The organism is Bacillus sp. AFS029533 (assembly GCF_002585125.1).
Taxonomy (GTDB): Bacteria; Bacillota; Bacilli; order Bacillales; family Bacillaceae_G; genus Gottfriedia; species Gottfriedia luciferensis_B.
Genome location: NZ_NUQC01000010.1, coordinates 182,532 through 195,605, shown reverse-complemented (window position 1 = coordinate 195,605; position 13,074 = coordinate 182,532). Strand labels below are relative to the sequence as shown.

Annotated in this window: 13 protein-coding genes and 1 riboswitch; of the genes, 8 read left to right on the top strand and 5 right to left on the bottom strand. The window is 33.1% G+C overall.

The window, feature by feature from the left end; all coding sequences use genetic code 11:
• Positions 1–64 precede the first annotated feature (64 nt).
• The 3 genes from COE53_RS05875 to COE53_RS05865 form a co-directional block, all read right to left on the bottom strand.
• Entirely contained in the window at positions 65–304 is a 240-nt protein-coding gene (locus COE53_RS05875; protein ID WP_084006963.1) for a hypothetical protein, read from the bottom strand.
• Positions 305–545: 241 nt separating this feature from the next.
• A complete protein-coding gene (locus tag COE53_RS05870; RefSeq protein WP_069034557.1) occupies positions 546–704 on the bottom strand; it encodes an FbpB family small basic protein in 159 nt (52 codons plus the stop codon).
• A gap of 207 nt (positions 705–911) precedes the next feature.
• Positions 912–1,382 (bottom strand): GNAT family N-acetyltransferase, encoded by a 471-nt coding sequence (locus COE53_RS05865; protein ID WP_069034556.1) that lies wholly within the window; start codon positions 1,380–1,382, stop codon positions 912–914.
• A gap of 171 nt (positions 1,383–1,553) precedes the next feature.
• Between COE53_RS05865 and trxA the strand changes: the two genes are divergently transcribed.
• The 3 genes from trxA (at position 1,554) to COE53_RS05850 (ending at position 4,295) form a co-directional block, all read left to right on the top strand.
• Positions 1,554–1,871: a thioredoxin gene (gene trxA / locus COE53_RS05860; RefSeq protein WP_056472391.1), complete on the top strand. Its 318-nt coding sequence runs from the start codon at positions 1,554–1,556 to the stop codon at positions 1,869–1,871.
• A gap of 278 nt (positions 1,872–2,149) precedes the next feature.
• A complete protein-coding gene (locus COE53_RS05855) occupies positions 2,150–2,587 on the top strand; it encodes a MarR family winged helix-turn-helix transcriptional regulator (RefSeq protein WP_069034555.1) in 438 nt (145 codons plus the stop codon).
• A 79-nt stretch (positions 2,588–2,666) separates the two neighbouring features.
• The gene (locus COE53_RS05850; RefSeq protein ID WP_286162539.1) at positions 2,667–4,295 is read left to right on the top strand and encodes an MDR family MFS transporter; all 1,629 of its coding nucleotides are present in this window, start codon (positions 2,667–2,669) and stop codon (positions 4,293–4,295) included.
• 205 nt (positions 4,296–4,500) lie between these two features.
• Here the strand turns inward: COE53_RS05850 and COE53_RS05845 are convergent, their stop codons facing one another.
• Positions 4,501–4,932 carry a PepSY domain-containing protein gene (locus COE53_RS05845; RefSeq protein ID WP_069034554.1) on the bottom strand — a complete coding sequence of 144 codons (432 nt, stop codon included), beginning with the start codon at positions 4,930–4,932 and terminating at the stop codon, positions 4,501–4,503.
• 147 nt (positions 4,933–5,079) lie between these two features.
• Between COE53_RS05845 and uvrC the strand changes: the two genes are divergently transcribed.
• Both uvrC and COE53_RS05835 read left to right on the top strand, forming a co-directional pair.
• Positions 5,080–6,855 (top strand): excinuclease ABC subunit UvrC, encoded by a 1,776-nt coding sequence (gene uvrC / locus COE53_RS05840; RefSeq protein WP_069034553.1) that lies wholly within the window; start codon positions 5,080–5,082, stop codon positions 6,853–6,855.
• Positions 6,856–6,929: 74 nt separating this feature from the next.
• A riboswitch (Lysine riboswitch) is annotated at positions 6,930–7,105 on the top strand.
• A 105-nt stretch (positions 7,106–7,210) separates the two neighbouring features.
• The gene (locus COE53_RS05835; protein WP_098947560.1) at positions 7,211–8,452 is read left to right on the top strand and encodes an aspartate kinase; all 1,242 of its coding nucleotides are present in this window, start codon (positions 7,211–7,213) and stop codon (positions 8,450–8,452) included.
• A 585-nt stretch (positions 8,453–9,037) separates the two neighbouring features.
• Here the strand turns inward: COE53_RS05835 and COE53_RS05825 are convergent.
• On the bottom strand, positions 9,038–9,484 hold the full coding sequence (locus COE53_RS05825) for a YslB family protein (protein WP_069034550.1): 447 nt from the start codon (positions 9,482–9,484) through the stop codon (positions 9,038–9,040).
• A gap of 300 nt (positions 9,485–9,784) precedes the next feature.
• Between COE53_RS05825 and COE53_RS05820 the strand changes: the two genes are divergently transcribed.
• From COE53_RS05820 to sdhB, 3 genes are read left to right on the top strand one after another with little or no spacing between them, the layout of a single operon-like run.
• Positions 9,785–10,420: a succinate dehydrogenase cytochrome b558 subunit gene (locus COE53_RS05820; RefSeq protein WP_069034549.1), complete on the top strand. Its 636-nt coding sequence runs from the start codon at positions 9,785–9,787 to the stop codon at positions 10,418–10,420.
• Between the two features lie 12 nt (positions 10,421–10,432).
• Positions 10,433–12,199, top strand: a complete 1,767-nt coding sequence (gene sdhA, locus COE53_RS05815) for a succinate dehydrogenase flavoprotein subunit (protein WP_069034548.1) — start codon at positions 10,433–10,435, stop codon at positions 12,197–12,199.
• A gap of 7 nt (positions 12,200–12,206) precedes the next feature.
• Positions 12,207–12,968, top strand: coding sequence for a succinate dehydrogenase iron-sulfur subunit (sdhB, locus tag COE53_RS05810; protein ID WP_056473098.1), 762 nt, complete (start codon positions 12,207–12,209; stop codon positions 12,966–12,968).
• The last annotated feature ends 106 nt before the right edge of the window (positions 12,969–13,074 follow it).

The following is a 13,074-nucleotide window of genomic DNA, read 5'->3' as shown; positions in this document are numbered from 1 at the left end:
AAAGTACTTTAACTTTTGTGACACCTCTTTTATAGTTCTTCTATTCGTTTACAAGCCATTGTCCTTACATCCTAACAATGACTGATCCACCGCCACTTGTTACAACTTGATTTTGTTTTTGTTCAAGTTGTCTAAGTAATTCATTATTTGCTTCGATTGCTTTTACAAGGTTTGTAATCTGATTTTCAAGATTCATGAACATTTGCATGATTGATTGATGATCAGTTTGTACATGACCTTGAACACCGTTTCTCATAGGATGTTGGGGATGATGCGGATGTAAATTCCAAAATGGATGATGCATACTTTTACCTCCAATTTCTAGACCAATGTACTATATAGTACGTCTTATTATTATAAGAGTTCGCCTATTTTAGTTGAATCAGTAATTGCACTTTATATATAAGAAAGAAGTGATTTTTTACAGCTTGTATTTGCTTATATTGGAGAAGTTGAACATTGTCAAATAGGTAGGTTCAAGAGAGAGGAAGAAATTTTTTAGAACAACACAAAAAAAGTAATCCCTCTTAAGGATTACTTAAAATTTATGATATAGCTTTGTTTAGTTTGTTTTTTTCAGATAATAATTCGTGGCGCTTTTCAATTTTACTTTCAATTTTTTCAATTTCTTCTTTGTTTCGTAATAAAGATTGTTTATTCTCATGAACTAATTGATTAAACGATTTACGTAAAGGTTTTCTCATAAATGCCACTCCTATCGTGTTAAATTTTTTGAATATTATTATTATATTCAACAATATATTAACATAAAAATCTGGCATTAATTCGAGTAAGATTTTACGAAATTGTGACAAAAGTATCGAATTGAATCGTTACTCATGGACTAAATCGATAATCTAGAAGTCTCATGAAGCAGACAATCAATAATTTAACATTTAAATATGAAAATTTTATGAATAAATCTTTTCATAAATCTCTACTTCAATACCATCTGCATTCGATTTATTTTCTATATATTTAAATCCCTGTGATTTCCAAAAAGATTTTGCTTGTTGGTTTTTAATTAACACTCCTAATCGTAAACCGTTAATATTTCTTTTTATAAGTAGTTCTTCAAATAGTATAAATGCGTTTGTTCCAAATCCATATCCATGGTAATCATGATGGATCATTAAAAGTCCTAGCCATGGGAAACCATCTTTAGGATTTAGCGCTAAGAAATCAATTAATCCTATATAGGTATCATCTAATTTAATAAAATAAGTTTCCGTTTGATGTGAGGAAAAAAAATATTCCTTCATTAGTTCTTCTTTTGTTCGTGTTAAACGACCATTCTCCATTTTATTGTAATTTTGATTTGAATTTGTAATTTCTTCAATTACTTCAATTAAGTCTGTTGTAATTCTTTCAAATGTTATCACTTTTTTAGTCCTTTCATTGGTATATCAACTATTTGTTTGGAAATAGTAAGTTTGAGCAAATAAATAGAAAATGCTAATTCTCATATGGTATACTTTCATTAAAATTATAACAAATTATGTCAATCTACATATTTTACTTATGTAGCTTGCGCAGGTAGGAGGAAAAAATAAATGGCAATTGTTAATGCAACAAACGCAACGTTCGCAGAAGAAACAAAAGAAGGTGTAGTATTAGTTGATTTTTGGGCAACTTGGTGTGGTCCTTGTAAAATGATTGCTCCTGTATTAGAAGAATTAGCTTCTGAATACGGAGAAAAAGTTAAAATTGTTAAAGTTGATGTTGATGAAAACCAAGAAACAGCAGCTAAATTTGAAGTTATGAGCATTCCATCATTATTCGTTCTTAAAGACGGCGAAGTAGTAGAAAAAACTTTAGGTTTCAAACCTAAAGAAGCTTTAGAAGAATTAATTACTCCACATATTGGTTAATTATAATTTGTAAGAAATGCACTCATAATATGAGTGCATTTTTTTTTGTATTTTTAAATAAAAAAAGCTGGCTAGGACAATATTTATAAAACCAATACCGTAAGCCAATGTAAATGTTTTCATTATAATGATCAATATTAAAAATTAGAGTTATGTTAAAAATTTCTAATTTAAATAAGATTGACTATTTTTCTGTCACGTTTTATATTTAATAAGCATTAATATTTAACAGACATTAAATATTTATTTTGATTAATTTTTAAAGGAGGTTAACTTTCTTGGCTAACAAAAATGAGTACATTGAACGGATTCAGATTGCACTTCAAAGTACTATTCATAAAATGCAACCAAAAGTGACAGAAAGCATGAATAGTCATGGGGTAACAGCTACTCAATTTTTTGTTTTAATGTACTTACGAAAAAAAGAAAGCTGTAAAATATCTGAAATAGCAGAGATGATGGGTGTAAAACCAAGTGCTGTATCATTTATGATTGATCGACTTGAACATAATGACTTTGTATATAGAGAACATGATAAAAAGGACCGAAGAGTTGTAAATATTATGTTAACTAAGGAAGGTATTAAAAAATTAGAATCAGTGATAAAAGATCGAAAAGAAATTTTTGAAGGTTTCTTGTTTAACCTTTCTGACGATGAGTTATTACAATTTGCAAAGATTACTGAAAAGCTTGCAAATGCTGCAGCAGATTTATAGAAATTTTTACAAGATACTTTTTTGTATTAGTAATTATAAAAAGAAAAAAGATAAGGTAGAGAGAAGGGAGAAATATATTTTGAGTACAAATACAGTTGTCCAAAAAGAAGGCAATCGTAAACTATTGCTAATTGGTCTAATAATTGCAATGTTTTTCTCGGCATTAGATGGCACGATAGTTGGTACTGCAATGCCTAAAATTGTAGGGGACCTTGGTGGTTTAAGTATGATGACTTGGCTTACAACAGCATACTTATTAACTTCAACTACTGTAGTGCCGATCGCAGGTAAATTAGCAGACTTATTAGGTCGTAGAAGTGTTTATATTGCAGGTTTAGTTATATTTATGGCAGCTTCAGCATTATGTGGTATTGCCCATAATATGACTGAATTAATTATTTACCGTGGTATTCAAGGTATCGGTGGCGGCGTAATGATGCCGATGGCGATGATTGTAATCGGGGATTTATTTACAGGTAAAGAACGTGCGAAATTCCAAGGGGTTTTCGGTGGTATTTACGGTTTAGCTTCAGTAATCGGACCACAAATTGGTGGATGGATTGTTGACTCATTAAACTGGAAATGGGTATTCTACATTAATCTTCCTGTAGGGATTGTCGCAACAATTTTTATTGCATTAGGTTTAAAAGGAAGAAAAAATACTGGACCAATCAATTTCGATATCGCTGGTATGGTGACTATGATTATTGGTGTTGTAAGTTTACTCCTTGCTTTAAGTTTAGGTGGAGTTAAATATGATTGGAATTCATGGCAAATCATTAGTTTATTTGTATTAGCTGTAGTTGGAATCATTAGTTTCGTTATTGCAGAAAATAAAGCTAAAGAGCCAATTCTACCAATGCATTTATTCAAAAATAGAACTTTCGTAACATTAAACTTAATTGGTTTCTTTATGACAATAGCGATGTTTGGTGCAATTATGTTCGTACCATTCTTCATGCAAGGTATTGTTGGAGTAAGTGCAACACAATCGGGAACAATTATGACGCCAATGATGATCACTATGATTATTGCAAGTATTATCGGTGGTCAGGTTGTATTTAAAGTAGGAATTAAACCACAGATTATTACGGGTATGTTCGTAATTGCATTAGGTTTATATTTATTAACAACTTTAGATATGAATTCAAGTAAAACAATTGCAACTATCTTTATGGGAGTTATGGGTCTAGGTATTGGGTTAGTAATGCCGACAATTACACTAGCTCTTCAAGAAGTATTTGATAAGAAGGAATTAGGGATTGTAACATCTTCTAGTCAATTCTTCCGTTCAATCGGTGGTACTTTTGGAGCAACTGTTTTAGGTGCTGTAATGAACAGTAAGTCAGGAACACTTTTAAACCATGATTTAGTTCCATTTTTAAATAAATTACCAGCTCAAGCTGCACCATTAGTAGACAAATTTAAAGACATGATTAATACAACTCCTCAATCTGTATTTACAATGTTATTTAATGCGGATGCTAAAAAGCTAATTCCAAAGCCAATTTTAGAAGGAATGTTACCGATCATTAAAACATCATTAATGGATTCATTACACCAAGTATTCTTTGTTGGTTTAGGATTCATCATAATTGGTGCAATCGTAACATTATTCCTAACACCAATTAAATTAACAAATAGAAAAGCTGGAGATAAAGAAGGTAATGAGCAAGAACAAGTAGAAGTGGAAACTGCGACTTCTTAATTTCCGAAGCTGATAAAATAAAAGCGAAAACCATCCAGAATTAATTGAAGTGCACCTCCAAATGTTAGCCGTATCTAACATTTGGGGTCACTACATAATTTGGATGGTTTTTATTTTAAATTAAATATGCCAATTGACCACTGATTGCCATATGAAGAAAAAAGAGAGTTCCCAAAAAGATTTACTTTTTTGGCCCCCCCCTTTGTTAAATAGCCATTGATACTTTTTCTTTTCTTTTTTTCATTTTTCGTTTATTACTCCACAAGATCCAAGATAAAGTTAATCCTGTTCCAGTAAGTATAAAAAGACCGATACCACTAATTAAACCAATTATGCCGGTATGTAAGCTTTTTACTGAAAATGCAGACTGCTCAGGTCTTTTTCCAAAATTTTGAAATGGGGTTTGAGTATTATTGCCACTTTGTCCATTTTGAGGAGCAGTGTTTTGATCGCTATTTTGAGATTGTTGATTTCCATTAAACTGTCCACCCGATGGAAACTGTCCTTGCATAGAAAATCTTCCTTTTTCTTCGCCACCTTTATTGAAATACAGGATAATTCCTGTAGTAGATTCGATTAATAGGAAAACCGAAACAATCACACCAATCCAAAAATGAACAACTCTTACTTTTTTCATCTTAACATTTCTCCTTTTCTTCTCTTGATGAAATTAAAGTTACAATAGAAAACTTAATTTTTACTTAATAACATTAAAGTATTTTCAGTTTTTATATGTGGAGATTATAATATTAAGTGTACAATTGTACGAAAGAGGTGAGAGGAAATGGACAATCACTTAAAAGAAAAATTAGCGCTTCTACCCGATCAGCCTGGTTGCTATTTGATGAAAGATATTCAAGGGACGATCATTTACGTAGGAAAAGCTAAAGTATTAAAAAATAGAGTTCGATCTTATTTCACGGGATCCCATGATGGTAAGACATATCGATTAGTTCAAGAGATAACTGATTTTGAATATATTGTTACTTCTTCTAATATGGAAGCTTTAATTCTTGAGATGAATTTAATTAAGAAATATGATCCGAAATATAACATCATGTTGAAGGATGATAAATCATACCCCTTTATTAAAATAACTGCTGAAAAACATCCTCGCTTATTGATTACGCGAAATGTAAAAAAAGATAAAGGAAAATATTTTGGACCATTCCCTAATGCTACTGCCGCTAATGAAACAAAAAAATTATTAGATCGTCTATACCCATTAAGAAAATGTTCTTCATTACCAGATAAAGTTTGTCTATATTATCATATTGGTCAGTGTCTTGCGCCTTGTGTAAAAGAAGTAACTGATCATCAAAATTCGGAAATAGTTAATGAAATTGCCCGTTTTCTAAACGGTGGGGAAGACCAAATACGAAAAGAGTTAGAGGCAAAAATGATTGCTGCATCTGAACAATTAGATTTCGAGCGCGCAAAAGAGTATCGAGATCAAATTGTATCTATTGAAGCGACTATGGAAAAGCAGAAAATGATGAGTAGTGATTTAGTTGATCGAGATGTATTTGGATATGCGGTTGATAAGGGATGGATGTGTGTTCAAGTATTCTTTGTTCGAAGAGGAAAATTAATTGAAAGAGATGTATCATATTTTCCAATTTACGATGAACCAGAAGAAGAGTTCCTATCATTTATTGGGCAATTTTATGAAAAACCACACAATATAAAACCAAAAGAAATTTTTGTACCAGATAAAGTTGATACTGAAATTTTAAAAAGTTTACTTAAAATTCCTGTATTCCAACCTAAAAGAGGCCAAAAAAAGGAACTTGTTGTATTAGCAAATAAAAATGCCAAAATTGGACTCGGTGAGAAGTTTAAATTAATTGAGCGTGATGAAGAAAGAACAGTTAAAGCAATAGAAAAACTAGGAGATATTTTAAATATTGAAACTCCGTATCGAATTGAAGCATTTGATAATTCAAATATTCAAGGAACAAATCCTGTTTCAGCTATGGTTGTCTTTATAGACGGAAAACCTTCAAAAAAAGATTACCGCAAATATAAAATCAAAACTGTTGTAGGACCTGATGATTACGATTCAATGCGTGAGGTAGTACGTAGAAGATACTCGAGAGCATTAAAAGAGAATTTACCTTTACCAAACTTAATAATTGTGGATGGTGGTAAAGGCCATCTAGCTGCAGTTGAAGATGTACTCCAAAATGAGTTAGGCCTATTCATCCCAACAGCTGGACTTGTTAAAGATGAAAAGCACCGTACTTCAGAGTTATTAATAGGACAACCACCTCAAATTGTCCAACTTGGAAGACAAAGCCAAGAGTTCTTTTTATTACAAAGAATTCAAGACGAGGTACACAGATTTGCGATTGAATTCTATCGTCAGCTTCATAGTAAATCAATGGTTCAATCTGCTTTAGATGGCATAGCAGGTGTTGGTGGAACAAGAAAGAAAGCCCTTCTTAAACATTTTGGTTCAGTAAAAAAAATAAAAGAGGCATCAATTGATGAGTTGATAGCAGCTAAAATGCCAAAAAATGTTGCAGAAGAAATTTATCAGCATTTCCATAAAGAGTGAGATCGTTACCAAAATTTTTATCTTGACACTATTTTCAAAATAATTTATATTTTAGTTAAAATTAAATGATTTTCTCTCGTAATAGAGGTGCAAAACTTAAAAGTATGCTGTCATAGACGTGTGGCGTTGTAATGGACAGTTGAAAGGAAGTTTTGCCGAAATAAAATGAATCCACAATTCATTTTGTTGGGACTGCATTTAAGAAATGTAGTACTGTCGCATAATAATTATGCGGGGAGCTATTGAAGAGATGTTGATGATTTGTCTATTTTATTTATTTGTAAATTAGGCGCGTGAACATTGCTTCACGCGCTTTTTTGTATTCTTTTTTAAGTAAAAAGTGAGGATGAGAAAAATGGGAATTATTGTTCAGAAATTCGGTGGTACTTCAGTAGGCTCAATTGAACGAATTCAGCATGTTGCTGATACAGTAACCAAATCATATAAAGAAGGAAACCAAGTAGTTACAGTTGTATCTGCGATGGGACATCATACAGACGAACTAGTTAGTTTAGCAGCTCAAATTAGTCCACAAAACAGTAAACGTGAGTTAGATATGTTACTTACTACAGGGGAACAAGTTTCGATTTCTTTACTAGCAATGGCAATCCAGGCAAAAGGTTTTAAAGCTATTTCACTAACTGGTTGGCAAGCTGGAATTCAAACTGAATCTGTCCATGGAAATGCACGTATAGAAACCATTCATACTGATCGAATTCAACAATTACTAGATGAAGGGTATATCGTAATTGTTGCTGGTTTCCAAGGTTTAGGTGACAACAATGAAATTACGACATTAGGTCGTGGTGGCTCAGATACAACAGCTGTTGCATTGGCAGCGGCTTTAAATGCAGAACGTTGTGATATTTATACGGACGTATTAGGTGTTTATACTACGGATCCAAGAGTTGAACCAAATGCATCTAAATTAAGCCATGTCTCTTATGATGAAATGCTAGAGCTTGCAGCTTTAGGAGCAGCGGTTTTACATCCAAGAGCAGTAGAATTCGCAAAAAATTATAATTTAATTATTCAAGTTCGTTCAAGTCAACATGATGAAATCGGTACATTTATTGGGGAGGAAACACAAATGGAACAACAATCAGTCGTAAGAGGAATCGCATTCGAATCTAATGTAACAAGGATGACATTAAATGGTTTAAATAACCATGTAGATTTATTACCTAAAATCTTTACTTTATTAGCAAGTGAAGGTATTGATGTTGATATTATTATCCAAAGCGTAACATCAGATAACTTAGTAAATCTTTCATTCTCGATCAAATCTGAAAATATGATGGAAGCAATAACGGTTCTAGAATCAAAGAAAGAGTTTTTAGGTTACCGCTCATTTGATTTTGAAAGTGAACTTGCTAAAGTTTCAATTGTAGGTAGTGGAATGGTTTCAAATCCAGGTGTTGCTGCAAAAATGTTTAAATTTTTAGCTGAAAGTGAAATCCCTGTAAAAATGGTAAGCACTTCTGAAATTAAAGTTTCAACAGTTGTACCAAAATCAAAATTACAAGAAGCAGTTCACGCTCTTCATAAAGGATATGAATTAGATCGTATTAATGAAGAAGTAGTAGTAGAAAACTAACTATTAAAATAAACCCTTTTAGGCGTTCAAATTCTTAATATATAGGCTTTGAAATATTGATTTTTTCAATATTCATCACGTTCAGATATACCGAGCCGTATAGTATAGAGATAGCGCTTTAAAGGGTTTTTTATTCGTTAAGCGAATAAATTATATAAAGATTCTGTAAATTTAATATAAGTACGGCGAACGGCTAAATGGTAAATAAAAGAAGGAGGTATTAATAATGAGGCATAGCATACTTGCCTACGGATATGGAGAAATTGTGCTACAGTTCGTTCTATTAATACTCGCCATTTTGTTTTTTGTTTCTATTTGTTTATTCTTGTTAAATTCTATTATTAAAGGAGTTAAAAGAAACAAGAATTTTGAGGGAATTAGGAGGCAGGATCAAAGTAAGGAAAGGAAAGAGAAGGGGTAAGGAAGTAAACTGATCTTTTTCCTTAAATTAAATTAGAAATTTAATCTTAATGATTTGTTTGAAAATCCTCATGGTTGTACCCGTCTTTGAACTTATATTTAAATATTTCAAAAGAAAAAAGAAAACACCACAAGGGACCAAAATTCCTTGCGGTGTTTTTTGTGTTATCTTCTTGTAATTGGATCCTTTAAATCCCATTTTACTTGGAACTTTACTTTGTCGCCTCTTTTGCTTTGCTCTTCATACGTTTCAGCTATAACATCGATTTGTTGTTCAATTTGCATCGCTAGAAATCCAGCTTCTAATTGGTAAGACACGTTCTTTTTTTGTTGATTTCTGTATGTAATTAATTCTGAAGATAATGTTAAATGAACTTCTTGCTTCTTTTCTTCTTCAACAGTAAGAGTACCCCAACCAGCTTGATCAAAAAACTCTATAATTTCTTCAAAGGTTGCTAAAGGATATTTTCTGGCAATCATTTTACCCGCCCAATATAAAATATCATTTTGCTCTTTTCCTAATAAATCATTCAATAGATCGTTACGTATTAGCTCATAGCCAAAACCAGAAATATTTCCTGGAATATTTAAATTTTCAATGCCGTTCGTCATGGTCGGATAACTCTCCCTTTCCTAAAAAACATGTTTTTATTATATACAATATTGAATAGTAAAAACAATAATTCGACATATGTAGATTACAAGGATTACCAAACTAAATGAGAAGTTTTTTCAGTGAAGAAAAATGTACGCGTTTTCTTGACCTGCTATATTATCAGGAGTAAAATGGGTTGTAGATAAATGTCATAAAAATTTCGACTTTTTATGCGTATTGCTTATTTATTCTATTTTTTTAGAATAATAGAGGAATTAAATTTTCATGTGCACAAACTAAAGGGGGCAGGGGTTTACATGAGCAACAAGAATGGAAGGGAGTTTTTCTTTAGAAAACTTCATTCATTGCTAGGAGTTATTCCAGTTGGAATCTTTTTAACACAGCACTTAGTTGTCAATCATTTTGCGACAAATGGAGCGCAATCGTTCAACAAAGCTGCTGAATTTATGGCGAATTTACCATTCCGCTATTTTTTAGAGGTTTTTGTCATTTTCTTACCAATTTTATACCATGCAATTTACGGATTATACATTGCGTTCACAGGAACTAGCAATGTTAAAAATTATGGATACTTACGTAACTGGTTATATTTATTCCAACGTATTTCTGGTGTAATAACTTTAATTTTTATTACATGGCACGTGTGGCAAACACGTATTGCTGCTCAAATGGGAGCAACTGTTGATTATAATATGATGGCTGATATTTTCCAATCGAAATTTATGTTAGTTTTCTATATAGTAGGTGTAATTTCAACAATTTTCCACTTTGCTAATGGATTATGGTCATTCTTTGTATCATGGGGAATTACTGTAACACCTAGATCACAACGTATTTCAACATATGTTACATTAGGTGTTTTCGTTGTATTATCATTCGTTGGATTAACTGCTATCTTTGCATTCATTGATCCACAACTAGCGTACAAGTAAGGAGAGAGAATCATGAGTGGTAAAATAATTATCGTCGGTGGCGGATTAGCTGGTCTTATGGCAACAATTAAAGCCGCTGAAGCTGGCACAAAAGTAGATTTATTCTCATTAGTTCCTGTAAAGCGATCACATTCAGTATGTGCTCAAGGTGGAATTAATGGTGCGGTTAATACAAAAGGTGAAGGTGACTCTCCTTGGGAGCACTTTGATGATACGATTTATGGTGGAGATTTCTTAGCAAACCAACCACCAGTAAAGGCAATGGCAGAAGCAGCACCTGGCATCATTCATATGATGGACCGCATGGGTGTAATGTTCAACCGTACGCCTGAAGGATTATTAGACTTCCGTCGTTTCGGTGGAACGCAACATCACCGTACAGCATTTGCTGGTGCTACGACTGGACAACAATTATTATATGCATTAGATGAGCAAGTTCGTCGTTACGAATCTGAAGGTCTAGTTCAAAAGTATGAAGGCTGGGAATTTTTAAGAGTTGTAGTTGATGATGAAGGAGTATGTCGCGGTATCGTTGGACAAAACTTAACATCAATGGAAATCGTAAGTTTCCCTGCAGATGCTGTAATTATGGCATCTGGTGGCCCTGGTATTATCTTTGGTAAAACTACAAATTCAATTATCAACACTGGTTCAGCTGCTGCAGCTGTATATCGTCAAGGTGCAGTTTATTCAAATGGTGAATTTATTCAAATCCATCCAACTGCAATTCCTGGAGATGATAAAAACCGTTTAATGAGTGAAAGTGCTCGTGGTGAAGGTGGACGAGTTTGGACTTATAAAGACGGTAAACCATGGTATTTCTTAGAAGAGAAATATCCTGCATATGGAAACCTTGTACCAAGGGATATTGCTACACGTGAGATTTTCTCTGTATGTGTTGACCACAAGCTTGGTATTAATGGTGAAAACATGGTTTATTTAGATCTTTCACATAAAGATCCACATGAACTTGATGTAAAACTTGGTGGAATCATCGAGATTTATGAGAAATTTACAGGTGATGATCCGAAAAAAGTTCCAATGAAGATATTCCCAGCAGTTCACTATTCAATGGGTGGATTATGGGTTGACTATGACCAAATGACGACAATTCCTGGTTTATTTGCTGCTGGTGAGTGTGATTACTCAATGCACGGAGCTAACCGTTTAGGAGCTAACTCATTACTTTCTGCTATTTATGGTGGAATGGTTGCTGGACCAAATGCTGTAAGATACGTAAATGGTTTAGCTAAATCTTCAGATGATGTTTCAACTTCTGTATTTGAATCAAATGCAAATGAAGAAAAAGAAAAAATGAATCGTATTTATAAAATGGACGGTAAAGAAAATGCATACCTTCTTCATAAAGAGCTTGGAGAGTGGATGACAGACAACGTTACTGTAGTTCGATTCAATGATCGCTTATTAAAAACTGATGAAAAAATTCAAGAGCTTTATGAGCGTTATCAAAACATTAATATTAATGATACAGCTAAATGGAGTAACCAAGGTGCTTCATTTACTCGTCAACTTGAAAACATGCTTCACTTATCACGTGTTATCACATTAGGTGCATATAACCGTAATGAAAGCCGTGGAGCTCACTATAAACCTGAATTCCCAGACCGTAATGATGAGGAATTCTTAAAAACTACAATGGCTAAATTTGATGAGAAATCAAATTCACCATTATTCCATTACGAAGATGTTGATACATCATTAATCGAGCCAAGAAAACGAGATTATTCTAAGAAAAAGGAGGACAAAGCAAATGCATAATGGAACAATGACTGCTGAAAAGACAATTACTGTAATTGTAAAACGTCAAGATTCACCAAATACTGCGCCATATGAAGAAACATTTACTGTCCCTTATCGTCCGAATATGAACGTAATCTCGGCGTTAATGGAAATTCGTAAAAATCCAGTTAATTCAAATGGAAAAGAAACGACTGCAATTTCTTGGGACATGAACTGTCTTGAAGAAGTTTGTGGAGCGTGTTCTATGGTTATCAACGGTAAACCAAGACAATCATGTTCTGCGCTTATTGACAAATTGGAACAACCAATTCGTCTTGAGCCTATGAGCACATTCCCAGTAGTACGTGACTTACAAGTTGATCGTAGCCGCATGTTCGATTCTTTAAAACGCGTTAAAGCATGGATTCCAATTGATGGAACGCATGACTTGGGTCCTGGACCAAGAATGCCTGAAAGAAAACGTCAATGGGCTTATGAATTATCAAAATGTATGACTTGTGGTGTATGTTTAGAAGCTTGTCCAAACGTTAATAGTAAATCTAACTTTATTGGGCCTGCACCGCTTTCACAAGTACGTTTATTTAATGCTCATCCAACTGGAGAAATGAATAAGGAAGAACGTCTTCATGCAATTATGGGTGACGGTGGACTATCAAACTGTGGTAACTCACAAAACTGTGTACAATCTTGTCCAAAAGGTATTCCTTTAACAACTTCAATTGCAGCGTTAAACCGTGCAACTACAATCCAATCTTTCAAAGACTTCTTTGGAAGCGACGAAATTTAATAAACTTAAAAGCATGTCCTGTCGGGACATGCTTTTTTTGCATTTTTAAATCAATATCTTCTAATAAACTCCATTTTTAAATCATATCAATAGTAAGGGCAGCAAA

What these genes read in the sequence shown, in the direction of transcription:
- COE53_RS05875 (WP_084006963.1), bottom strand. Translation starts at nt 304, where the DNA reads ATGCATCATCCATTTTGGAATTTACATCCGCATCATCCCCAACATCCT.
- COE53_RS05870 (WP_069034557.1), bottom strand. Translation starts at nt 704, where the DNA reads ATGAGAAAACCTTTACGTAAATCGTTTAATCAATTAGTTCATGAGAAT.
- trxA (WP_056472391.1), top strand. Translation starts at nt 1,554, where the DNA reads ATGGCAATTGTTAATGCAACAAACGCAACGTTCGCAGAAGAAACAAAA.
- COE53_RS05845 (WP_069034554.1), bottom strand. Translation starts at nt 4,932, where the DNA reads ATGAAAAAAGTAAGAGTTGTTCATTTTTGGATTGGTGTGATTGTTTCG.
- uvrC (WP_069034553.1), top strand. Translation starts at nt 5,080, where the DNA reads ATGGACAATCACTTAAAAGAAAAATTAGCGCTTCTACCCGATCAGCCT.
- COE53_RS05835 (WP_098947560.1), top strand. Translation starts at nt 7,211, where the DNA reads ATGGGAATTATTGTTCAGAAATTCGGTGGTACTTCAGTAGGCTCAATT.
- COE53_RS05825 (WP_069034550.1), bottom strand. Translation starts at nt 9,484, where the DNA reads ATGACGAACGGCATTGAAAATTTAAATATTCCAGGAAATATTTCTGGT.
- COE53_RS05820 (WP_069034549.1), top strand. Translation starts at nt 9,785, where the DNA reads ATGAGCAACAAGAATGGAAGGGAGTTTTTCTTTAGAAAACTTCATTCA.
- sdhA (WP_069034548.1), top strand. Translation starts at nt 10,433, where the DNA reads ATGAGTGGTAAAATAATTATCGTCGGTGGCGGATTAGCTGGTCTTATG.
- sdhB (WP_056473098.1), top strand. Translation starts at nt 12,207, where the DNA reads ATGACTGCTGAAAAGACAATTACTGTAATTGTAAAACGTCAAGATTCA.